Genomic DNA, 20,636 nt, shown 5'->3' on the forward strand with positions numbered 1-20,636 from the left:
AAACGCGCAGGCAACGTGGGCATCCAGAATGCCTGCGTTATCGTTGACGACCTTCGCGAGCAAGCTCGCTCCTACAGGGGGGTAAACTCAGTAGCCGGAACCGGGTACCCAACGGGTCCCCGCCAGCGGTACCCGGGCCATGGCGGCCGACTCCACGGTCAGCGCCACCAGGTCCTCGGGGTCGAGGTTGTGCAGGTGCGATTTGCCGCACGCACGCGCCATGGTCTGTGCCTCCAACACCATCACCCGAAGGTAGTTGGCCAACCGCCGCCCGCCTTCCACCGGGTCAAGGCGCTTGGACAGCTCCGGGTCCTGAGTGGTGATGCCCGCCGGATCGCGGCCGTTCTGCCAGTCGTCGTAGAAGCCGGCGGCCGAGCCGATCTTTTTCAGCTCCGCGTCCAGCCGTGGGTGGTTGTCGCCCAGGGCAATCAGCGCCGCCGTGCCGATGGCCACCGCGTCCGCGCCCATCGCCATGGCCTTGGCCACATCGGCACCATTACGAATCCCGCCCGACACGATCAACTGGACCTTGCGGTGCATGCCCATCTCTTGCAAAGCCTGTACCGCTTGCGGGATGGCCGACAAAATCGGGATGCCCACATGCTCGATAAACACTTCCTGCGTCGCGGCGGTGCCGCCTTGCATGCCGTCGAGCACGATCACATCGGCACCGGCCTTGACCGCCAGCTTCACGTCGTAATACGGCCGGCTCGCGCCGATTTTCACGTAGATCGGTTTTTCCCAATCGGTGATTTCACGCAGCTCGGCAATCTTGATCGCCAGGTCATCCGGGCCGGTCCAGTCCGGGTGGCGGCAGGCGCTGCGCTGGTCCACGCCGATGGGCAAGGTGCGCATGCCGGCCACACGCTCGGTGACCTTCATGCCGAGCAACATGCCGCCGCCGCCGGGCTTGGCGCCCTGGCCGAGGACGATCTCGATGGCGTCGGCCTTGCGCAGATCATCCGGGTTCATGCCGTAGCGCGACGGCAGGTACTGATACACCAAGTGCTGGGACTGGCCGCGCTCTTCCGGGGTCATGCCGCCGTCACCGGTGGTGGTGCTGGTGCCGGCGATGGTCGCGCCACGGCCCAGGGCTTCCTTGGCGTTGGCCGACAACGCACCGAAACTCATGCCAGCGATGGTCACCGGGATCTTCAGGTGGATAGGCTTCTTGGCGAAGCGATTGCCGAGGATCACATCGGTGCCGCACTTCTCGCGATAGCCTTCCAGCGGGTAGCGCGACACGCTGGCGCCGAGCAGCAGCAAGTCATCGAAGTGCGGCAGCTTGCGCTTGGTGCCGCCGCCGCGAATATCGTAGATGCCAGTTTCGGCGGCACGCTGGATTTCCTGGATGGTCAGGCGGTCGAAGGTGGCCGACTCGCGCAGGACCGGAGGGGTTTGTTCAGTCATGGTGGAGCTCCTGATCAGTACGCGGAGGCGTTATCGACTTTGAAGTTGTAGAGTTGACGGGCCGAGCCGTAGCGCTTGAAATCTGCCGCCTGGTGGGCGAAACCGGCGCGGTCGAGCAGTTCCTGCAGCTCGTGCAGGTGTTCGCTGCGCATCTCTTTTTCGACGCAGTCCGAGCCCAGGGACTCCACCGTGCCTTTCACGTAGATGTGGGTTTCGTAGAGCGAATCGCCCAGCGCATCGCCGGCGTCGCCGCACACCACCAGACGCCCGGCCTGGCCCATGAAGCAGCTCATATGGCCGATGCTGCCGCCGACGACGATGTCGATGCCCTTCATGGAAATCCCGCAACGCGCGCCCGCGTCGCCCTCGATCACCAGCAGACCGCCATGGGCCGTGGCCCCGGCAGCCTGGGACGCGCTGCCTTTGACGCGCACAAAGCCGGACATCATGTTCTCGGCGCAGCCCACGCCGACATTGCCGTGCACGGTGATCGAGGCCTGTTGGTTCATGCCTGCGCAGTAATAACCGGCGTGGCCCTCGATATCGATGGACACGGCCTGGTTCACGCCCACGGCGAGATTGTGCTTGCCGTTGGAATGGGTCACGCGCCACTCGTTGTCGATGGCCTGGGCGTGCAACGCCTGGTTGAGGTCACGCACGGTGGCGGTGGAAAGATCGATGGTTTTCATGTGTGCGCTCCTTAAGCTGCTGACTCGCGTTCCCAGATGTACAACGTGGCCGGTGCCGGCTCCCAGATCCGCGCGTTCTCGATGCCCGGCAGGCTCGACAGCGCCTGGTACTCGGAGGCCATGGCGACGTAATCGTCGGTCTCGGCGAGGATCGCCGGCTTGCACGCAATCGGGTCGCGGATCACCGCAAAGCCGTTGCGCGTGCCGATGGCGAAGGTGAAGAAGCCGTCGAGGTCTTCCAGGGAATGGTCCAGCGCCTCTTTGAGCGAATCACCCTGTTGCAGACGCCAGGTCAGGTAGCCGGCGGCGACTTCGGTGTCGTTGTCGGTTTCAAAATGGATGCCTTCGCGCTTGAGTTCCTGGCGCAGGCGGAAGTGGTTGGACAGCGAGCCGTTGTGCACCAGGCACAGGTCGGCGCCGGTGGAAAACGGGTGGCTGCCTTCCATGGTCACCGCGCTTTCCGTGGCCATGCGCGTATGGCCGATGATGTGGCTGCCCTGCATGTTTGCCAGGCCGAAGCGCTGGGAAATCTCCTGGGGCAGGCCCATGCCCTTGAGGATCTCGATACTCTGCCCGGCGCTCATGATGCGCACGCTCGGCGCCAGTTCGGCCAGGGCCAGGCGTACCGGGGCTTCGTCGGCGTGGATCTTAAGTACAGCGGCGCTGGCGTTCTGGAACCAATCCAGGGAACAGCCGAGGCGCCCTTCCAGCTCGCCCATCAAGCCTTTCCAGTCGAAGGCTTCGGTGGTGGCTTGCAGGGTCAGCTTGACCCAGCCATCGGCGACTTCATCGCCGTAGATGGCGAAACCGGCGCTGTCCGGGCCACGGTCGGTCATGGCTTGCAGCATGGGTTCAAACAGCTTGCCGAGCTGGGGTTCCAGCTGCGGATTCTTCAGGTACAGGCCTACGATTCCACACATAACAAGTCTCCGTCACACGGTGTCAGAAAAATTCGGTGTAGCGCTGGATTTCCCAGTCGCTCACATGGCGGCTGTACTCCACCCACTCCATACGCTTGAGCTTGATGAACTCACCCACAATCTGCGGGCCGAGCACTTCGGCGAACAGCGCGTCGGCTTCCAGCGCGTCGCAGGCTTCCTTGAGGGACTGCGGCAGGGTATTGATGCCGCGCTCGGCGATCTGCTCGAGGCTCAGGCTGTAGAGGTTTTCGTTGCAGACGTGGTCGATTTCCAGCTGGCGATCGATACCGTCCAGGCCCGCGGCGATGATCGCGGCGCTGACCAGATAGGGGTTGCAGCCGGCATCCGGCAGGCGAAATTCCAGGCGACCGTACGGCACGCGCACCATGGCCGAGCGATTGTTGGCGCCAAACGCGATAAAGGCCGGGGCCCAGGTGGCGCCGGACAACGAGTTGCCGACCACCAGGCGCTTGTACGAGTTGACGGTGGGCGCAGCGAACGCACACAGCGCCGGGCCGTGGGCGAGCAAGCCGGCGGCGAAGTGATAGGCGAGTTTCGACAAGCCCATGCCGCTCGGGTCGCTGGCGTCATGGAACAGGTTTTTGTTCTCGGCGCTGCTGATCGACAGGTGAAAGTGCATACCATTGCCGGCGCGTTTCGGGTCGGGCTTGGGCATGAAGGAGCAGATCATGCCCAGGTCATTGGCGATCTCGCCGGCGGCCATGCGGAAGAAGGTGAAACGGTCGGCGGACGTCAGGGCGTCGCTGTAGGTGTAGTTGATCTCGAACTGGCCGTTGGCGTCTTCGTGGTCGATTTGATAGACCTCGAAATCCACCGCCTGCAAGGCTTCGGTCAGGCGCTCGAGGAACACCCGCGAACGCGACAGGCCCTTGTAGTCGTAGCAAGGCTTGTCGAGGTTGTCGCTGGGGTCGACCAATTGCAACGTGCCCTGCTCGTCACGGCGCATCAGATTGAACTCGGGTTCGAGGCCGGTGTTCAGCGTCCAGCCCTTGTCCTGCAGGCGCTGCACTTGTTGCTGCAACACGTAGCGGCTGTCGTAGGGGTGGGGTTTGCCGTCGACATGGCCGACGCACACCACGCGCCCATAACCTGGCTGCCAGGGTACCGGGGTCAATGTCGACAGATCGCCGCGCGCCATGAAGTCCGGACCGTGGGGCTCCATGCCCATGCCGCTGATGGCAAACCCGGCAAACCCCGCGCCCTCTTCGGCCACCGTCTTGAGCCCGCAGATGGGCACCGACTTGGTCTTGGCCGCACCGTGTATATCCACAAACTGCGCAAGCACGTACTTGATCCCGTGCTTGTCGATGATGCGCTGGGTTTCTGCTGGCAACATTGCGTGTCACTCCTCGCGAAAGGCAAAACCGTGTGGGTGGGCCTAGGCTGTCTTTTTATTCCTAAAAAGAAAGTTAGTTTCCCTACAGGAATGCAATACCCTTGCCAGATTCGCGGACGGCTGTTTGACGTGCCGGTGAAAGCGCTTTTGTGCTGTATATATGGGAAAATTCTTTTCCCTGCAGGAATACGTACAGCAGGGTGGCCTTTAAGCGCCAGACGTTGCACTTTCCCAGTGCGAAAATAATATTACTGAACGGAAACCGTGCAGGAGCCGATGATCATGTCCACCGAAACCGCCCCGCGCCTCAAGCTCGAGCAATACCTGGGGCTGCAGATCAAACGCCAGCGCCAGGCCCAAGACCTGAAGCTGTCTGACGTGGCAAAAATTGCCGATATCAGCCAGGGCATGTTGAGCAAGATCGAGAACGCCCAGGTCTCCACCAGCCTCGATACCTTGAGCCGCCTGTGCGATGTGCTCGGGCTGCCGCTCTCGAAATTATTCAGCGAATACGACCAGCAGGATGGCAGCGCCTTGCTGGTCAAGGCCGACCAAGGCATGGAAGTGGTGCGCCGGGGGACCGAGAAGGGGCATACCTATCACCTGCTCAACCATACGCGCGGGCCGAAGAAGAGCTTCGAGGCGTACATGGTCAGCATGGATGACGCCAGTGAGGAGTTTCCTACGTTTGCGCACCCAGGGACCGAGTTTCTGCACCTGCTTGAAGGGGAGCTGATTTATCGCCACGGCAACCAGTTGTATCGCATGGAGGCCGGGGACAGCCTGACGTTTGAGGGCGAGATTCCCCATGGGCCTGAGGAGTTGGTGCGGGTGCCGATTCGGTTGTTGTCGATCATGAACTACGGTAACGACAAAGAGTGATGAACGAACCGAGAGCGGCTCTGCTGTGGGAGCCTGATGGGTATCTGCACATCTTTTAAAGGCACATGAGCACCTTGTAGTGAGCGGGCTTGCCCCGCGCTGGGCGGCGAAGCCGCCCCAGTAAAAACATCGCCGAGTTCCAGATAAGACCAAGTCGCCTGGTTTGGGGCGGCTTCGCCGCCCAGCGCGGGGCAAGCCCGCTCACTACAGTTTTTGCAGAGACCTATGACCATCGCAGGCAAGCCAGCGCCCACCTTTGATCGCATTGGACCTCCCAGTCGCCCCGCAAAAAATTCCCCCCAGTTAAAAATCTTTCCCAAAACCCCTGGACGCCCCGCCTTCATTCCCCTATAAAGCCACTTCAGGAATATTTTATTCCCCACAAGAAAACGCGCTCAAGGAATGAGCCTGCTGTCCTCAGACATTTTTTCGCTATGCGATGAGCTGCCGCCATCATCCCGAGGACGTGTCATGCAACACGAAAAAAACCATTTCATCATCAAGGTGACGTGCCCCGCCGTGTCCGGCATCGTTGCGGCCGTCACCACTTACCTGGCGGACAACGCGTGCTACATCGGGGAAATGGCGCAGTTCGATGACGATTTCAGCGGCCGCTTCTTCATGCGCGCCGTGTTCCGCTTCAACGATGGCCACGAAGGCAACCTGCAAGAGATCAGAGACGGTTTCGCCGATGTCGCCCAGGCCTTCGACATGCAGTGGGAGCTGCACGACACCCGCGAGCCGATGCGCGTGATGCTGATGGTGAGCAAGTTCGACCACTGCCTCACCGACCTGCTCTACCGATACCACAAGGGCGAGATGGACATGACCATCACCGCCATCGTCTCCAACCACCTCGATCTGCGGCCGATGGCCGAGCGCGAGGGCATTCGCTTTATCTACCTGCCGGTGTCCAAGGACAACAAGGCCGCGCAGGAAGCCGAGTTGATGAAGATCGTCGACGACACCCGCACCGAACTGGTGGTGTTGGCGCGCTACATGCAGATCCTCTCCGACGACCTGTGCCGGCAACTGTCGGGGCGGGCGATCAATATCCACCATTCGTTCCTGCCCGGTTTCAAGGGTGCCAAGCCCTATCACCAGGCCTATCAACGCGGCGTGAAGTTGATCGGTGCCACCGCGCACTACGTGACCAGCGACCTGGATGAGGGCCCGATCATCGAGCAGGAAGTGCAGCGTGTCGACCACGTGTACAAGCCCGACGACCTGGTCGCCATCGGTCGCGACACCGAAACCGTGGCCCTGTCCAAGGCGGTCAAGTACCACCTGGAGCACCGGGTCTTCCTCAATCAGGACAGAACGGTGGTGTTCCGGTGAACGCGCATAAAATGATCGACGGCAAAGCCGCCGCCGCACAGGTGCTGCTGCAAGTGCGCGAGGACGTGGCGCGTCTGCATGGGCAGGCTATTCAACCGGCGCTGGCAGTGATCCTAGTGGGCAACGACCCGGCCAGCCAGGTGTATGTGCGCAACAAGATCCTGCGCGCCGAAGAGGTGGGCATCCGCTCCGTGGAGCATCGCCTGCCGAGCGATACCAGCACCGAACAATTGTTGATCCTGATCGGCCAATTGAATGCCGACCCGGCGATCCACGGCATCCTCCTGCAATTGCCGTTGCCGGCGCAGATGGACGAACTGCGCGCTCTGGAGGCCATCGCGCCGGACAAGGACGTCGACGGTTTTCACAGCCAGAACGTCGGCGGCCTCAGCCAAGGGCGCGCGGTGCTCACGCCGTGCACCCCAAGCGGTTGCCTGTACCTGTTGGAGCAAACCTGCGGCGACCTGCGCGGGAAGCACGCGGTGGTGATCGGCCGTTCGAACATCGTCGGCAAGCCCATGGCCGCGCTGCTGCTCAAGGCGGATTGCTCGGTGACCGTGCTGCATTCGCGCAGCCACGACGCCCAGGCCCTGTGCCGCCAGGCCGATATCGTGATCGCTGCCGTGGGCCGCGCCCGCTTGATTGACGCGAGCTGGTTGAAACCCGGCGCGGTGGTGATCGATGTCGGCATCAACCGCATCGACGACGACGGCCGCAGCCGCCTGGTGGGTGATGTCGACTTCGACAGCGCCCTGCCCCATGTCGCCGCCATCACCCCGGTGCCCGGCGGTGTCGGGCCGATGACGATTGCCTTCCTGATGAAAAACACCGTGGCCGCCGCCCTGGCGCAACACCACGCCCTACGCAGCCAATCGGAGGCCGTATGCCATTCAATCTATTGAAATACGGGCTGAGTTCGGAGTACCCGGTGGAAGTGGATCTGCCAGCGCCCAAGGAACTCAAGTCGAGTTACGACGTGGTGATCATCGGCGCCGGCGGCCATGGCCTGGCGACGGCCTACTACCTGGCCAAGTACCACGGCATCACCAATATCGCGGTGCTGGAAAAGGCCTACCTGGGCGGCGGCAATACCGCGCGCAATACGGCGGTGATCCGCTCCAATTACCTCACCAGCGAAGGCGTTCGTTTCTACGCCGAGTCGGTGAAGATGTTCCAGTCGCTGTCCAACGAATTCGATTTCAACATCATGTACTCCGAGCGCGGCCAACTGACCCTGGCCCACACCGACGCCACCGTGCGTTCGTTCCGCCAGCGTGCCGAGGTCAACAAGCACTTCGGCGGGCGTACCGAGATGATCGATCGCCAGCAGATCCGCGAGCTGGTGCCCAGTCTCAACCTCGACCCCGGCCACTTGCCGGTAATCGCCGGGCTCTGGCATATCGACGGCGCCACCGCGCGTCACGATGCCGTGGCCTGGGGCTACGCCAAGCAGGCAGCCAAGCGCGGCGTGGAAATCCATCAGCTCACCGAAGTGCAGGACCTGGTGATCGAAAACGGCGCCATCACTGCGGTGAAAACCAATCGCGGCACCATTAAGTGCGGCTGCGCGGTGCAGGCGATTGCCGGGCACAGCTCGCTGCTGATGGCCAAGGCCGGTATCCGTTCGCCGATCCAGACGTTCCCGCTGCAGGCCATGGTCACCCAGCCGTTCAAGCCGTTCCTCGATCCGCTGGTAAGTTCCTCGGCGCTGCACTGCTACGTGCAGCAAACCAGCCGTGGCGAAGTGGTGTTCGGTGGCGGTTCCGACCCGTACCCGCTGTTCAACACGCGCTCGACCCTGGACCTCAAGGAAAGCCTGTTGGCCCATGCCATCGAGATGTTCCCGTTCCTGGCTAACGCCAAGTTGATGCGCCAGTGGGCCGGGATCACCGACATGACCCCCGACTACAGCCCGATCATGGGCCTGTCGCCGGTGAAGAATTACTACCTCGACGCCGGCTGGGGCACCTGGGGCTTCAAGGCCACGCCGATCTGCGGCAAGACCATGGCCGAGCTGGTCGCCAGCGGCGGCAAGGTGCCGGACTTGATCAAACCCTTCGGCCTCGAGCGCTTTTCAACCTTCCAGCAAGTCAACGAAATGGGCGCCACAGCGGCCAGCCACTGACGGAGAGCAGACGATGAAAATCATGATTTGCCCGCTCAACGGGCCGCGCAATATCAGCGAGTTCACCTACGGCGGTGAATTCAAACCGATGCCCGACCCGCTGACCTGCAGCGATGCCGAATGGGCCGACTACGTGTTCAACACCGACAACCTTGCCGGCGTGGTGCGCGAATGGTGGATGCACACGCCGTCCAGCTACTGGTTCCTCGCCGAGCGCCACACGGTCACCGACGAGATAGTGCGCACCTTCGATCCGCGCGAAGTGTTCACCACCCGCGTCGACTTCACCACCGCCAAGGAGATCGCCGGATGAACCGCCTCCCCGCCCCCATGGGCCTGCTGATCCAGCGTGACCAGCCACTCGACTTCAGCTTCGACGGCCTGCCCTACCAAGGTTTGCAGGGCGACAGCATCGCCAGCGCCCTGCTCGCCAACGGGCGCTTCCTGATGTCGCGCTCGTTCAAATACCACCGCCCACGCGGCCCGTTGACCATGGCCGGCCAGGACGCCAACAGCCTGGTGCAACTGCCTCGCGAACCCAACGTATTAGCCGACGCCCACGCGCTGTCCGCCGGCTTGGCGGTGACGGCGCAGAACGTCAACGGCTCGCTGGACAACGACAAGGACGCCTACCTGGGCAAGTTCTCCAAGTTCATGCCGGTGGGCTTCTACTACCGTTCGTTCTACAAACCCAAGGGCATGTGGAAAGTCTGGGAGCCGATCATCCGCAAAAAGGCCGGCCTGGGCGTGCTCGACCTGACGTTCCAACCCGAGTACTACGACAAGGCCTACCTGTTTACCGACCTCGCCGTGATCGGCGCCGGCCCCGCTGGCCTGCAGGCCGCGCTGACCGCCGCGAATGCCGGCGCCAAGGTGCTGCTGATCGAGCAGCAACCGATCCTCGGCGGGTCGCTGACCTACGCGCGCTTCGATATTGCCGGCACCCGTGCCGACACCTTGCGCCGCGAGTTGCTGGGCGCGGTGCAGCAACACGCGAATATCCAGGTGCTCACCGACGCCACCTGCAATGCCTGGTTCACCGACAACTACCTGCCGGTGATCCAGGGCAAGCGCCTGTACAAAGTGCGCGCAAAACAGTGCCTGGTGTGCAGCGGTTCATTCGACCAACCGGTGGTCTTCCGCAACAACGACCTGCCGGGCGTGATGCTCACCAGCGCCGCGCAACGCCTGATGAAGCTGTATGCGGTCAAGCCCGGCAAGCGCGCAGTGGTACTCACCGGCAACGATGACGGCTACCTCGCCGCCCTCGACCTGCATGACCAGGGCGTGGACGTGGCCGCCGTGATCGACCTGCGTCACGCCCCGGCGGACAAAGCCCTGCCGGGCGCCCTGGCCCAGCGCAAGATCGCGTGCCTGAGCAACAGCACGGTGTTCGAGGCCCTGCATGAAAAAGGCCTGCGCCATGTGAAGGGTGTCGACGTGCGCCAGATCACTGGCCAGGGCCAGGTCAGCGCCAGCGGGCAAGTGATCGACTGCGACCTGCTGTGCATGTCGGCCGGTTATATGCCGGTCTATCAGTTGCTGTGCCAGGCCGGTGGCAAGCTGGCCTATGAAGACTCGCGGGCGGAGTTCAGCCTCAGTGGCCTGCCGCGCAATCTGGGCGTGGCCGGTTCCGTACACGGTCGGCATCAACTGGACAATGTGCTGACGGATGCGACCAACGCCGCCGCCGACAGCCTGCTCGCCCTCGGATTGAACAGCTCCAGCCCGCCTGCAGCGCTGCGCCCTGAAGCTCAGGTCAACTTCCCCTGGCCGATCTTCCCGCACCCCAAGGGCAAGGATTTCGTCGACTTCGACGAAGACCTGCAGGTGGCGGACATCGTAAACGCCACCCGCATTGGCTACCGCGATGTGCAGTTGGTGAAGCGCTATTCCACGGTCGGCATGGGCCCGTCCCAGGGGCGCCACTCAGCGCTGCCGACCGCACGGCTGGTGGCCTGGGCGACCCAGCGCACTATCAGCGAAACCGGGGTCACCACCGCACGGCCGCCGTTCGTGGCGGAGAAACTCGCGCATGTCGCCGGACGCGCCTTCGACCCCTACCGCCAAACACCGATGCACGCGCGCCATGTGCAAGCCGGGGCGAAGATGATGCCCGCCGGGATCTGGCAGCGCCCGGCCTATTACGGCAAGGCCCAGGACCGCGAAGCGTGCATGCAGGCCGAAGCGCTGCACGTGCGCAACAAGGTCGGGCTGATCGATGTGTCCACACTCGGCGGTCTCGACGTGCGCGGCCCGGACGCCGCCGAATTGCTTAACCGCCTCTACACTTTCGCGTTCCTCAAGCAGCCGGTGGGCCGTTCGCGTTATGCGCTGATGACCAACGAACACGGCGTGGTGATCGATGATGGCGTGTGCGCGCGGCTGGCCGACAACCATTTCTACGTCACCGCCACCACCAGCGGCGTCGATCGTATTTACCAGCAGATGCTCAAGTGGAACGCGCAGTGGCGCCTGGATGTGGACGTGACCAACGTCACCGCCGCGATCTGTGCGGTCAACGTGGCCGGGCCGGACTCGCGCAAGGTGCTGGCGCAGGTGTGCAGCGATCTCGACCTCAGTGCCGAAGGTTTTCCCTATCTGGGCGTGCGCCAGGGCACGGTGGCCGGGATCAAGGCACGCCTGCTGCGGGTCGGGTTCGTCGGCGAACTGGGCTATGAAATCCACGTACCGGCACGCCACGGCCTGGCGTTGTGGGACGCGTTGATGGCGGCCGGCAAGGCCTTTGACATTCGCCCCTTCGGCGTCGAGACCCAGCGCCTGCTACGCCTGGAAAAAGGCCACGTGATCATCAGCCAGGACACCGATGGCATGACCCACCCGGCGGAAATCGACATGGGCTGGGCAGTCAGCCGCAACAAGCCGTTCTTCGTCGGCCGCCGCTCGGTGGACATCCTCGAAGCCCAGCCGCTGAAACGCAAACTGGTGGGCTTCAGCCTGCCCAAGGGCAGCGTGCAACCGCTGGAAGGTCACCTGGTGCTCAACGGCGCGGACATCAGCGGCAACGTCACCTCCTGCGAATACTCCACCAGCCTGGGCCGCATCATCGGGCTGGCCTACGCCGGGATCGACCAAAGCACACCGGGGCAGCGCATTCCGATTCGCGTCGAAGGCGGCATCGTCGTCCAGGCCGAGGTGGTGCAACTGCCGTTCTTCGACCCCACTAACCAACGCCAGGAGGGTTAAGCCATGACCAGTCTGAAGGCCCACGAATTGTTCACGCCGGCCTGCCAACTGCAGGACCAGACCGACCTGCCCCGGGTCGGTTTTCGCGGCGCACAAAGCGCCGAGTACCTCACGGCGCGCGGCTTCACGTTGCCAGGCGCGCCTAACCAAGCCTGCGCGCAAGCGGACGGCAGTTGGGTGGCGCGCCTGTCGCAGAACGAATACCTGGTGCTGGGCAGCCCACGGGATCAGGGGCAACGGATTGCCGATGAAGAAGCGCGTTGGGAACTAGACCACCGCGCCAACTACCTGCTGCCGCGCCAGGACAGCCATGCCTGTGTGCGGCTCAGCGGGGAGGTGATTGCGCAGGTGATGGCGAAGCTGTGCGGGGTGGATCTCAGTTTCCCGGCCTTCAAGCCGGGGATGGTGGCGCAGACCTCGGTGGCGCGGGTCAATGCGATTGTCATCCACACAGGCAGTGTGGAGCTGCCGGCGTTTCATATCCTCTGGGATCGCGCCTCGAAGGCATACTTCGAGGGCGCGTTGCGGGATGCGCTGGAGGAATTCGGTGGCGTGGGTCAGTCGGTGTAGCCCAACCGCGCCGCCCTGACCTTTTGGGTGTGTTGACGTGTCGCCAGGCAGTAGTACAACGGGCACGTCACCACCAACCCCACCAACCACGACAAGTCCGCGCCTTCCACCAGGTTGGCCCACGGCCCCACATACAGCGACGTATTGGCAAACGGCAGTTGCACGATGATGCCGATGAAGTACGCCACGATCGCATGCAGGTTGAAACGCCCATACACCCCGCCATCGGCCTGGAAGATCGAGGCAATGTCATAGACCCCTCGCTTGATGATGTAGAAGTCGATCAGGTTGATTGACGCCCACGGCACCAACACCAGCAACAGCGCGAGGATCAGGCCGATAAATTGCGAGATGAAGTCCGCCGACGCGCCCAACGCCACCACGCAGCAACCGGCCAGGACCACGCCCGACAGCGCCACGCGCACCTTGATGCTCGGTGTCCAGTGGCTGGCGAAGGTCTGGACCGAGGTGATGATCGACAGCACCGCGCCGTACAGATTCAGGGCGTTGTGGCTGATGATATTGAGCAGGAACAGCACCATCAGGATCGGCCCCAGCCAGCCGGTGGCTTGCTTGACCGCGACCATGGCTTCGGTGCCTTCGGGCGTAGCCAGTGCAGCTACCAGGCCAAAGGCGAAGGACAGGATGGTGCCGAGGGTCGCGCCCAGGTAGGTGGCGAGGAACGGCCGGGTGATGCCAATGTCCGCCGGCAGGTAGCGCGAGTAGTCGCTGGTGTAGGGCGAAAAGCTGATCTGCCAGATCACCCCCAGCGACACGGTAGCCAACCAGCCCGCCGCGTTGAAGCCGCCACGGGTAAGGAAATCTGCCGGCAGGTCATGGGCAAAAATGTAGATAAAACCGGCCAGCAAAGCGCTGCCCATCACCCAGGTGCCGATGCGGTTGAGGGTATGGATAAAGCGATAGCCGATCACGCCGATGGCGGTAGCGCTGAGGGCGCCGATCAGGATGCTCGCCGGCACCGGCACCGACGGCACGATGCCGACGATGGACTTGCCAGCCAGGACGATATTGGAGATGAAAAAGCCGATGTAGATCAGCGCGGCGAAGAACACGATCAGCAGCGCGCCGTAACGGCCGAACTGGCCACGGCTCTGCACCATCTGCGGGATGCCCATGCGCGGGCCTTGGGCCGATGCGAGGGCAATCACGATGCCGCCGAGCAGGTGCCCGAGGGCAATCGCCAGCAGCCCCCACACCAGATTGAGATGGAACACCTGGGCGACCATGGCACCCGTGACGATCGGCAACGGCGCGATGTTGGTGCTGAACCATAACGTGAACAGGTCGCGGGCCTTTCCATGGCGCTCTGCGAGGGGGACGTAATCGACCGTGTGATGCTCGATCAGGGGGTCTTGCCGGGACATCTGGGGCATGGAAATGAACTCGCGTTTGTCTGATCTTATAGTTGTTTGACGCCAAACCGGGGGAGCTCTCTGGCTGCCCCTCAGATGAACACCATATTATGGTATTCCAACATTTTCACAAGACTGATCCGTAGTCTTAGCGCGCATCTGATCCGCAATTGTGCCACAGCGCACCCTGTTATTTCCCGCCATAGCTCCCGTATTTATTGGTGATAAGCCCCAGAATTGACGTTCATCGGGCGATTGAAAAAGCGGTTGCATCGATTGTATTACGGTATACCATCAGACCTACAAACTCATAAAAACCACATTACCCGCAGAGGACCGTCCCATGATTGATGCCGCTATCTACAAACAAGTGATGGGTTCGTTTCCGTCCGGTGTCACCGTGATCACCACGCTCGATGACGAGGGGCAAATCGTCGGGTTGACCGCCAGTGCCTTCAGTTCACTGTCCATGGACCCGGCCCTGGTGCTGTTCTGCCCCAACTACAGCTCCGACTCGTACCCGGTGTTGATCAAGAACAAGCGCTTTGCCATTCACGTGCTTTCCGGGGGGCAGCAAACCGAAGCCTATGCCTTTGCGCGCAAAGGCAAGGACAAGGCCCAGGGCATCGAATGGACGCTCAGTGAGTTGGGCAACCCGATCCTGGCCAATGCCACGGCGGTGATCGAGTGCGAGTTGTGGCGCGAATATGAAGGCGGCGACCACGCAATCATGGTCGGCTCGGTGAAAAACCTGATCGTGCCCCAGCAGAACGCCGGGCCACTGGTGTATTGCCACGGCAAGATGGGCGCCCTGCCCTTGGTTGCCTGATCCCCGACCCTTTCTGAAAACACCGAAGATCAAATGTGGGAGCGGGCTTGCTCGCGAAGGCGGTATTTCAGTCGTTGGATTCAGTGACTGATGCACCGCCTTCGCGAGCAAGCCCGCTCCCACAGTTTTGACTGCATTCCAAAGCGTGTCTGCCGGTGTCCATGTTTGCGCTAGGGTGCCAGTCAGGTGCGGAAGCGGCTGACCAATTGATTCAACGTCTGCGACAACGCCGTCAATTGCTGCGCATCCTGGCGCGTGGAGTCGGCCAGGCTTGCCACTAACTGCGCATCCCCATGAATCTGGCTGATGTGCCGATTGATGTCCTCGGCCACCTGGTGCTGCTCTTCGGCGGCGGTGGCGATTTGCGTGTTCATGTCGCGGATCACGTCGACCGACTCGCGGATCAGGCCAAAGCTGGCCCGCGCGTCGTTGATCGACACCACCGTTTCCTGGGACACCTCCAAGCTCGCATGCATCTGCTTGCCCATCTGATGAGTGCGGCGTGCCAGGTTGCCGAGCAGTCCGTCGATTTCACCGGTGGAGTCGGAGGTGCGCTTGGCCAGTGCGCGCACCTCGTCCGCCACTACCGCAAAACCGCGACCCTGCTCACCCGCCCGCGCGGCTTCGATAGCGGCGTTCAGCGCCAACAGGTTGGTCTGCTCGGCGATGGAGCGGATGGTGCCGAGGATCGACTGTATGTCATTGCTGTCTTTTTCCAGCTGCTCCATGGCCTGGGCGGAGTGGCCGATTTCCTGGCTCAAGCGCCCGACACTGCTCACCGCCGCGTCGATCTGCTGCTGCCCGGTATGGGCCTGACGCTGACCGTTGTCGGCCGAGTCGGCCGCCTGGCTGCAGGAGCGCGCGACTTCGTTGGAGGTGGCGACCATTTCATGAAACGCCGTCGAAACCATATCCACCGCTTCACGCTGTCGCTCGGCGACTTCGGCCATCTCCACCGAGACTTCAGTGGCACTGCCTGAGCTGGTGTGGATCTGCGCGGCGGCCTGGCCGATACGTTGGATCAGCGTGCGGATGGCTTCGAGGAACTGGTTGAACCAACCGGCAAGCTGCGCCGTTTCATCGCGACCTTTCACATCCAGGCGCGCGGTCAAGTCGCCCTCACCTTGGGCAATGCCTTCCAGGCCGCTGGCCACGCCGCGAATCGGCTTGACGATCAGCCCGGCAAACCAGGCGCCGGCCACCGCGAATAACGCACCGCACACCAGCGCAATGGCCGCAATCAGCCAGGTCAGGCGTGCTGCGCCGGCCATCACTTCACTCTCGCGCACCAGCCCGACAAACCGCCAGCCCAAGGCCTTTGATGGCCATACCAAGGCCATATAGCGCTCACCCGCCAATTCGACTTGCACAAGCCCCTGGCCGGCTTCGCTCAACTGCCGATAGCCTTCCCCCAGCTCGCCAAGCTTCTTGAAATTGTGGGACGGGTCATTCGGGTCCACCAGCACGGTGTTATTGGCTTCCATCAGCATCAGGTAGCCGCTCTCGCCCAGCTTGATCTGCTTGACCAGGTCGGTCAGTTGCTTGAGGGACACGTCGATGTTGACCACCCCACTCGCCTTGCCCTGGCGATCGTTGAAGCTTTGCACGGTGCTGACCAGCACCACATCGTCGGCGGCCCAGTAATAGGCCTCGGTGCGCAGGGTCTTGCCCGGCTGGGCCATGGCCGTTTTATACCAAGGCCGTGTGCGTGGGTCGTAGTTGGCTAGCTTGGGGTCGCCGGGCCAGAACACATAACCGCCGTCCTCGGTGCCCAGGGACAGATAGGTGTAGGCCGAGTGACTCTTGGCCAGGCCCTCGAACAACGTGAAAAGTTGCCCGTCACGCGCGCCGGGAGCGATCTGCGCCGCATCACTGGCCAAGTAGCGTTTCACATCACCATTGATACTCTGCAACTGCGGGTGTCCGGCCAGATAGGCGACGTTCTGGCTGATGCCTTCAAAAAACAGCTGCATCGCGTTGTCCACCTGGCGGATCTCGCGCCCACTGCTGTCGACAAAGCCGTCCCTGGCCTCATGGCGCACATTGAGGATGATCAGCACAGCCACCAGAATCACCGGCAGGCTGGCGATCACCGCAAAGGCCAGGATTAATTTTTGTTTTATGTTCATCGAGCTCGCCTTCCTTGTGAGGTGAGGGTGCAACCGTTGGAGAGAAAAGTTTTGCGGATATTCCGTATTATGGTATACCAACAATCAATCCGCCGAACAGCCGTTATCACCGGCACGCTTCACAGTGGCGAGAGCACTTAAGGGCCCGCAGTCGACAGGCCGATCACAATAGATCCGAGGTAAGCGTCATGAAGTTTTCCCTGTTCGTACACATGGAACGTTGGGATGAGAGTGTCAGCCATCGCCAGCTGTTCGAAGACTTGACCGAACTGACCCTGATGGCCGAGGCCGGTGGCTTCAGCACCGTATGGATTGGCGAGCACCACGCCATGGAATACACCATCTCGCCAAGCCCGATGCCGCTGCTGGCTTACCTCGCGGCCAAGACCACCACCATTCACTTGGGCGCTGGCACCATCATTGCGCCGTTCTGGCATCCATTGCGGGTGGCAGGCGAATGCGCCCTGCTCGACGTGATCAGCAACGGGCGTATGGAAGTCGGCCTGGCCCGGGGTGCCTATCAGGTCGAGTTTGACCGCATGGCTGGCGGCATGCCCGCCTCAAGCGGCGGTCAGGCCCTGCGCGAGATGGTGCCGGTGGTACGTGCACTGTGGAAAGGCGACTACGCCCACGACGGCGATATCTGGAAATTCCCCACCTCCACCAGCGTGCCCAAACCAATCCAACAGCCCAACCCGCCGATGTGGATCGCCGCCCGCGACCCGGACTCCCACAACTTCGCCGTCGCCAACGGCTGCAATGTAATGGTCACGCCGCTGATGAAGGGTGATGAAGAAGTCCTCGACCTGAAAAACAAATTCCAGGCCGCCCTGGACAACAACCCTGACGTACCACGCCCGCAACTGATGGTGCTGCGCCACACCCATGTGCATACGGCTGACGACCCGGAAGGCTGGAAAGTCGGGGCCAAGGCAATCTCGAAGTTCTACCGCACCTTCGATGCCTGGTTTGGTAACAAGAGCGTGCCGGTCAACGGCTTCCTCGACCCTAGCCCGGAAGAAAAATTCGCCGGTCGCCCTGAGTTTGAACTGGAAAGCCTGCATAAGACCGCGATGATCGGAACGCCGGAAGAGATCATTCCGCGCATCCAGTACTACCAGGAACTGGGTGTCGACGAGTTCAGCTTCTGGTGTGACAACAGCCTGCCCCACGCAGAGAAGAAAAAATCCCTGGAATTGTTTATCAAGCATGTGGTGCCGGCGTTTCGTTGAGTACGCGGTGAACTGCGTAGATTGAAAAGCTGCGGACACTGGGTGAAGCCGGGGTGCAACGCTTGTCCCCCGCTCCTCACCGCTCTTACGGGTTCGGGCAGGATCCATCTGCTTGGGGATAAACGCCTGCACAGCAGGCTACTGACGGTTTTTACAAAATAGACATTTAAGCGTACATTTCATAAATCGCAGGCAAAAAAAAGCCACTCACCAGAGTGGCTTTTTCTTGTATTTGGAGCGAGAAACGAGGCTCGCATCTGGCGTCCGAGTCATTGAAATCAAACGGCCCCCGTCAAAAATCGACGGTAGCCGATAATTGTAACGTGCGCGGATACCCCGGGGAAAACGCACTATAAGAGGCCACGCCCGACCAATACTCACGGTCGAATACGTTCTGCACCGTGGCGCGGAAAGTCGTCGGCCGCCCTTCAATTTTGGTGGCATAGCGCGCGCCTGCATCGATACGGGTCCAGGCGTCCAGCGCTTGGGTGTTGGCCTGGTTGACGTATTGGCTGTCGGTGTAGATCGCGCCACCGGTAAGGGTCAAACCTTCCAGCCAGGGGGTGTCGTATTCCGCCCACAGGTTGGCCTGGATGTCGGGCACGCCGACCGGCTTGTTGCCCTGGTTAGCGGCAGTCGCAGATTTGGTCAGCTCGCCATCAAGGAAGGTCACTCCCCCCATCAAACGGGTGCCGGTGGCCACTTCGCCGAACACGCTGAGTTCCAGGCCACGGTTGCGCTGTTCGGCCTGCACCGAATACACGCCATTGGCGCCCAGTTCACCGGCTGGTTTCTCGATCTGAAACAACGCCAGCGTGGTCATGAAGGTGCCGTGTTCATACTTCACCCCCAGTTCGTGTTGCTTGGACTCGTACGGCGCAAAGGTTTCCCCGGCGTTGCTCGCCGTGCCCGGTGCCGCATCGCCTTTGCTCAGCCCTTCGACGTAGTTGTAGTAGAGGGAGACGTCCTCCCAGGGCTTGACCACCACACCCAGCAACGGCGTGGTGGCGTTGGCGTTGTAACGAGAGCTGACGGAGCCGGCAGCATTATAGTTACGTGACTCGATAAACTGCCGGCGCACGCCCAGGGTCAGTTGGAAACGGTCATCCAGCATCCCCAAGGTGTCGGTCAACGCCACGCCGGACAACTCCGACTCGGAGACTCGCAGCACCTTGGGCGTATTGATGTATTGCTTGGGCGTGTCCACCGGGTGGTAGATATTGGAGAGGATTGTCGTGCCGTTGTTGATGCCCCGCGACAGCTCATCCTGGTAACGGGTCGCCATCAACGTGGTGGTATGGGTGACCGGGCCGGTGGCGAAGAGCCCGCGCATCCCCATATCGGCGGTAGAACGGTCGACGTTGAATTTGTAATAACCCGGGACGTTGCTGGTGTCACCGGCATCATTGAGGATGCGCGGCACCTGGTCAGACAGGCGCTTCACATCCGACTTGCCGCCCCCTGCATGCGCGAACACGGTGAGGTTGTCGCTCAGATCATATTCACCGCCGAGCAACGCGGACTGTTCCTTGGTATCCGACCAACCCCATTTCTGCGGCAGGCTGGTGCGGCCATTCGGGGCGGATGGCACGTCAACGCCCGGTGCGATGGTAAACGGGCGTGATGCGCCGTCGAAGCTTTCTTTCTGGCTGATGTAGTCGAGATTCAGGCGCAGCCGCTCGCCGCGATAATCCAGGGCAATCGCACCGATCCCCACGTCGCGATGCTGGTCGTTCACGGCCGTGTCGCCGCCCTGCAGGCTGCCGTTGAAGCGCACGCCGAACTGGTTTTCCTCACCGAAACGCCGGCTGATATCCAGGTGTCCGCCCGTTTGGGAGTCCGACGCGTAGCTGCCGGTAAAACGGGTCAGGTCCTGCTCCAGCGGCCGCTTGGGCACGATGTTGATGACCCCCCCGACACCGCTGTTGGGCGAGATGCCGTACATCAAGGCGCCCGGCCCCTTGAGCACTTCGACACGTTCGGCGTACTCGGTAAAGGCCCGGTAGTTGGGGGCTACGCCATACACGCCGTCGTAGGCCAGCTCACCCAGGTTGCCTTCGCCAATCGCAAAGCCGCGAATGAAAAACGAATCGACGATCCCGCCCGTCTGCCCCGTGGAGCGCACCGAGGGGTCACGTTCCAGCGCATCGGCAACGGTGACGGTTTGCAGGTCGGCGAGGGTTTTGGCGGTGTAGCTGGTGACGCTGAAGGGTGTATCCATCACGTCTTTGTTGCCCATCATGCCCAGCCGCGCGCCGCGCGCTACCTGCCCACCGGGGAGAACGTCGGGCAGCGCCGTCGGGCCGTTGTAGCGACCGTCGATGGTGGTGGTGTCGAGTGTCAGGCTGGGCGTGCTGTCATCCGTGGCGGCAGGCGTTGGTGTCTCAGCCCAGGCATTGGCGCCCGCTGCGACCATGACGAAATTCAACAGGGCGGTTCGAATGGCGAGTGTTAACACGCGCTCACCGCAGGGCCGACTGGCAACAGGCATGACGAGAGGATCCTTTCAACGAGGGAAAATGGGAATCACTCCTAATGCCAGTCGACGTGCGAAAAAGTATCACCCTCCCCCATG

General features: G+C 62.0%; 16 protein-coding genes and 1 pseudogene. 9 read left to right on the plus strand and 8 right to left on the minus strand.

All coding sequences use genetic code 11. The features are described from left to right. Positions 1 to 87: 87 nt before the first annotated feature. From BFP95_RS21765 to glnT, 4 genes are read right to left on the minus strand one after another with little or no spacing between them, the layout of a single operon-like run. Positions 88 to 1,410 (minus strand): FMN-binding glutamate synthase family protein, encoded by a 1,323-nt coding sequence (locus BFP95_RS21765; protein WP_012723552.1) that lies wholly within the window; start codon positions 1,408 to 1,410, stop codon positions 88 to 90. A gap of 14 nt (positions 1,411 to 1,424) precedes the next feature. Beyond that, positions 1,425 to 2,099, minus strand: coding sequence for a GltB/FmdC/FwdC-like GXGXG domain-containing protein (locus BFP95_RS21770; RefSeq protein ID WP_065872261.1), 675 nt, complete (start codon positions 2,097 to 2,099; stop codon positions 1,425 to 1,427). An 11-nt stretch (positions 2,100 to 2,110) separates the two neighbouring features. After that, positions 2,111 to 3,019, minus strand: coding sequence for a class II glutamine amidotransferase (locus BFP95_RS21775; RefSeq protein WP_012723550.1), 909 nt, complete (start codon positions 3,017 to 3,019; stop codon positions 2,111 to 2,113). Positions 3,020 to 3,041: 22 nt separating this feature from the next. Next, positions 3,042 to 4,376: a type III glutamate--ammonia ligase gene (glnT, locus tag BFP95_RS21780; protein ID WP_065910678.1), complete on the minus strand. Its 1,335-nt coding sequence runs from the start codon at positions 4,374 to 4,376 to the stop codon at positions 3,042 to 3,044. A gap of 282 nt (positions 4,377 to 4,658) precedes the next feature. Between glnT and BFP95_RS21785 the strand changes: the two genes are divergently transcribed. The 7 genes from BFP95_RS21785 to BFP95_RS21815 all read left to right on the plus strand — a co-directional run bounded on the left by BFP95_RS21785 (position 4,659) and on the right by BFP95_RS21815 (position 12,498). Continuing rightward, on the plus strand, positions 4,659 to 5,258 hold the full coding sequence (locus BFP95_RS21785; RefSeq protein ID WP_027603577.1) for a helix-turn-helix domain-containing protein: 600 nt from the start codon (positions 4,659 to 4,661) through the stop codon (positions 5,256 to 5,258). A gap of 471 nt (positions 5,259 to 5,729) precedes the next feature. Further along, positions 5,730 to 6,596, plus strand: coding sequence for a formyltetrahydrofolate deformylase (gene purU / locus BFP95_RS21790; protein WP_065872263.1), 867 nt, complete (start codon positions 5,730 to 5,732; stop codon positions 6,594 to 6,596). 11 nt (positions 6,597 to 6,607) lie between these two features. Continuing rightward, complete coding sequence (gene folD / locus BFP95_RS21795; RefSeq protein ID WP_139115324.1) at positions 6,608 to 7,498, plus strand: bifunctional methylenetetrahydrofolate dehydrogenase/methenyltetrahydrofolate cyclohydrolase FolD; 891 nt, start codon at positions 6,608 to 6,610, stop codon at positions 7,496 to 7,498. Further along, entirely contained in the window at positions 7,480 to 8,721 is a 1,242-nt protein-coding gene (locus tag BFP95_RS21800) for an FAD-dependent oxidoreductase (RefSeq protein ID WP_065872266.1), read from the plus strand. Before folD ends, BFP95_RS21800 begins: the two co-directional genes overlap by 19 nt. Positions 8,722 to 8,734: 13 nt before the next feature. Beyond that, positions 8,735 to 9,034: a sarcosine oxidase subunit delta gene (locus BFP95_RS21805; protein ID WP_012723544.1), complete on the plus strand. Its 300-nt coding sequence runs from the start codon at positions 8,735 to 8,737 to the stop codon at positions 9,032 to 9,034. Then, the gene (locus tag BFP95_RS21810; protein ID WP_065910680.1) at positions 9,031 to 11,928 is read left to right on the plus strand and encodes a 2Fe-2S iron-sulfur cluster-binding protein; all 2,898 of its coding nucleotides are present in this window, start codon (positions 9,031 to 9,033) and stop codon (positions 11,926 to 11,928) included. The genes BFP95_RS21805 and BFP95_RS21810 overlap by 4 nt, the downstream gene beginning before the upstream one ends. 3 nt (positions 11,929 to 11,931) lie before the next feature. Next, on the plus strand, positions 11,932 to 12,498 hold the full coding sequence (locus BFP95_RS21815) for a sarcosine oxidase subunit gamma (RefSeq protein WP_065910681.1): 567 nt from the start codon (positions 11,932 to 11,934) through the stop codon (positions 12,496 to 12,498). Here BFP95_RS21815 and BFP95_RS21820 read toward each other — a convergent pair. Further along, complete coding sequence (locus BFP95_RS21820) at positions 12,486 to 13,892, minus strand: purine-cytosine permease family protein (RefSeq protein WP_065872271.1); 1,407 nt, start codon at positions 13,890 to 13,892, stop codon at positions 12,486 to 12,488. The two genes, BFP95_RS21815 and BFP95_RS21820, sit on opposite strands and share 13 nt — an antisense overlap. Before the next feature lie 322 nt (positions 13,893 to 14,214). On the opposite strand from BFP95_RS21820, the gene BFP95_RS21825 reads away from it, so the two are divergent. Then, positions 14,215 to 14,700 carry a flavin reductase family protein gene (locus BFP95_RS21825; protein ID WP_065872272.1) on the plus strand — a complete coding sequence of 162 codons (486 nt, stop codon included), beginning with the start codon at positions 14,215 to 14,217 and terminating at the stop codon, positions 14,698 to 14,700. A 182-nt stretch (positions 14,701 to 14,882) separates the two neighbouring features. Here the strand turns inward: BFP95_RS21825 and BFP95_RS30425 are convergent, their stop codons facing one another. Next, entirely contained in the window at positions 14,883 to 15,650 is a 768-nt protein-coding gene (locus BFP95_RS30425) for a methyl-accepting chemotaxis protein (RefSeq protein ID WP_371905331.1), read from the minus strand. A gap of 138 nt (positions 15,651 to 15,788) precedes the next feature. Beyond that, a pseudogene (locus BFP95_RS30430) lies at positions 15,789 to 16,829 on the minus strand (cache domain-containing protein); the annotation flags it as partial. A gap of 188 nt (positions 16,830 to 17,017) precedes the next feature. Here BFP95_RS30430 and BFP95_RS21835 point away from each other — a divergent pair. Beyond that, positions 17,018 to 18,061: an LLM class flavin-dependent oxidoreductase gene (locus BFP95_RS21835; RefSeq protein WP_065872274.1), complete on the plus strand. Its 1,044-nt coding sequence runs from the start codon at positions 17,018 to 17,020 to the stop codon at positions 18,059 to 18,061. Positions 18,062 to 18,353: 292 nt separating this feature from the next. Here BFP95_RS21835 and BFP95_RS21840 read toward each other — a convergent pair whose 3' ends face one another. Continuing rightward, positions 18,354 to 20,552 (minus strand): TonB-dependent receptor, encoded by a 2,199-nt coding sequence (locus BFP95_RS21840; RefSeq protein WP_065910683.1) that lies wholly within the window; start codon positions 20,550 to 20,552, stop codon positions 18,354 to 18,356. Positions 20,553 to 20,636 lie beyond the last annotated feature (84 nt).

The sequence above is a fragment of the Pseudomonas sp. 58 R 12 genome, assembly GCF_900005865.1.
Classification (GTDB): domain Bacteria; phylum Pseudomonadota; class Gammaproteobacteria; order Pseudomonadales; family Pseudomonadaceae; genus Aquipseudomonas; species Aquipseudomonas tritici.

Bases quoted from the DNA above. Each gene is read 5' to 3' on its own strand.
- BFP95_RS21765 (WP_012723552.1), bottom strand. From the start codon at position 1,410: ATGACTGAACAAACCCCTCCGGTCCTGCGCGAGTCGGCCACCTTCGAC.
- BFP95_RS21770 (WP_065872261.1), bottom strand. From the start codon at position 2,099: ATGAAAACCATCGATCTTTCCACCGCCACCGTGCGTGACCTCAACCAG.
- BFP95_RS21775 (WP_012723550.1), bottom strand. From the start codon at position 3,019: ATGTGTGGAATCGTAGGCCTGTACCTGAAGAATCCGCAGCTGGAACCC.
- glnT (WP_065910678.1), bottom strand. From the start codon at position 4,376: ATGTTGCCAGCAGAAACCCAGCGCATCATCGACAAGCACGGGATCAAG.
- BFP95_RS21785 (WP_027603577.1), top strand. From the start codon at position 4,659: ATGTCCACCGAAACCGCCCCGCGCCTCAAGCTCGAGCAATACCTGGGG.
- purU (WP_065872263.1), top strand. From the start codon at position 5,730: ATGCAACACGAAAAAAACCATTTCATCATCAAGGTGACGTGCCCCGCC.
- folD (WP_139115324.1), top strand. From the start codon at position 6,608: ATGATCGACGGCAAAGCCGCCGCCGCACAGGTGCTGCTGCAAGTGCGC.
- BFP95_RS21800 (WP_065872266.1), top strand. From the start codon at position 7,480: ATGCCATTCAATCTATTGAAATACGGGCTGAGTTCGGAGTACCCGGTG.
- BFP95_RS21805 (WP_012723544.1), top strand. From the start codon at position 8,735: ATGAAAATCATGATTTGCCCGCTCAACGGGCCGCGCAATATCAGCGAG.
- BFP95_RS21810 (WP_065910680.1), top strand. From the start codon at position 9,031: ATGAACCGCCTCCCCGCCCCCATGGGCCTGCTGATCCAGCGTGACCAG.
- BFP95_RS21815 (WP_065910681.1), top strand. From the start codon at position 11,932: ATGACCAGTCTGAAGGCCCACGAATTGTTCACGCCGGCCTGCCAACTG.
- BFP95_RS21820 (WP_065872271.1), bottom strand. From the start codon at position 13,892: ATGCCCCAGATGTCCCGGCAAGACCCCCTGATCGAGCATCACACGGTC.
- BFP95_RS21825 (WP_065872272.1), top strand. From the start codon at position 14,215: ATGATTGATGCCGCTATCTACAAACAAGTGATGGGTTCGTTTCCGTCC.
- BFP95_RS30425 (WP_371905331.1), bottom strand. From the start codon at position 15,650: ATGGCCGAAGTCGCCGAGCGACAGCGTGAAGCGGTGGATATGGTTTCG.
- BFP95_RS21835 (WP_065872274.1), top strand. From the start codon at position 17,018: ATGAAGTTTTCCCTGTTCGTACACATGGAACGTTGGGATGAGAGTGTC.
- BFP95_RS21840 (WP_065910683.1), bottom strand. From the start codon at position 20,552: ATGCCTGTTGCCAGTCGGCCCTGCGGTGAGCGCGTGTTAACACTCGCC.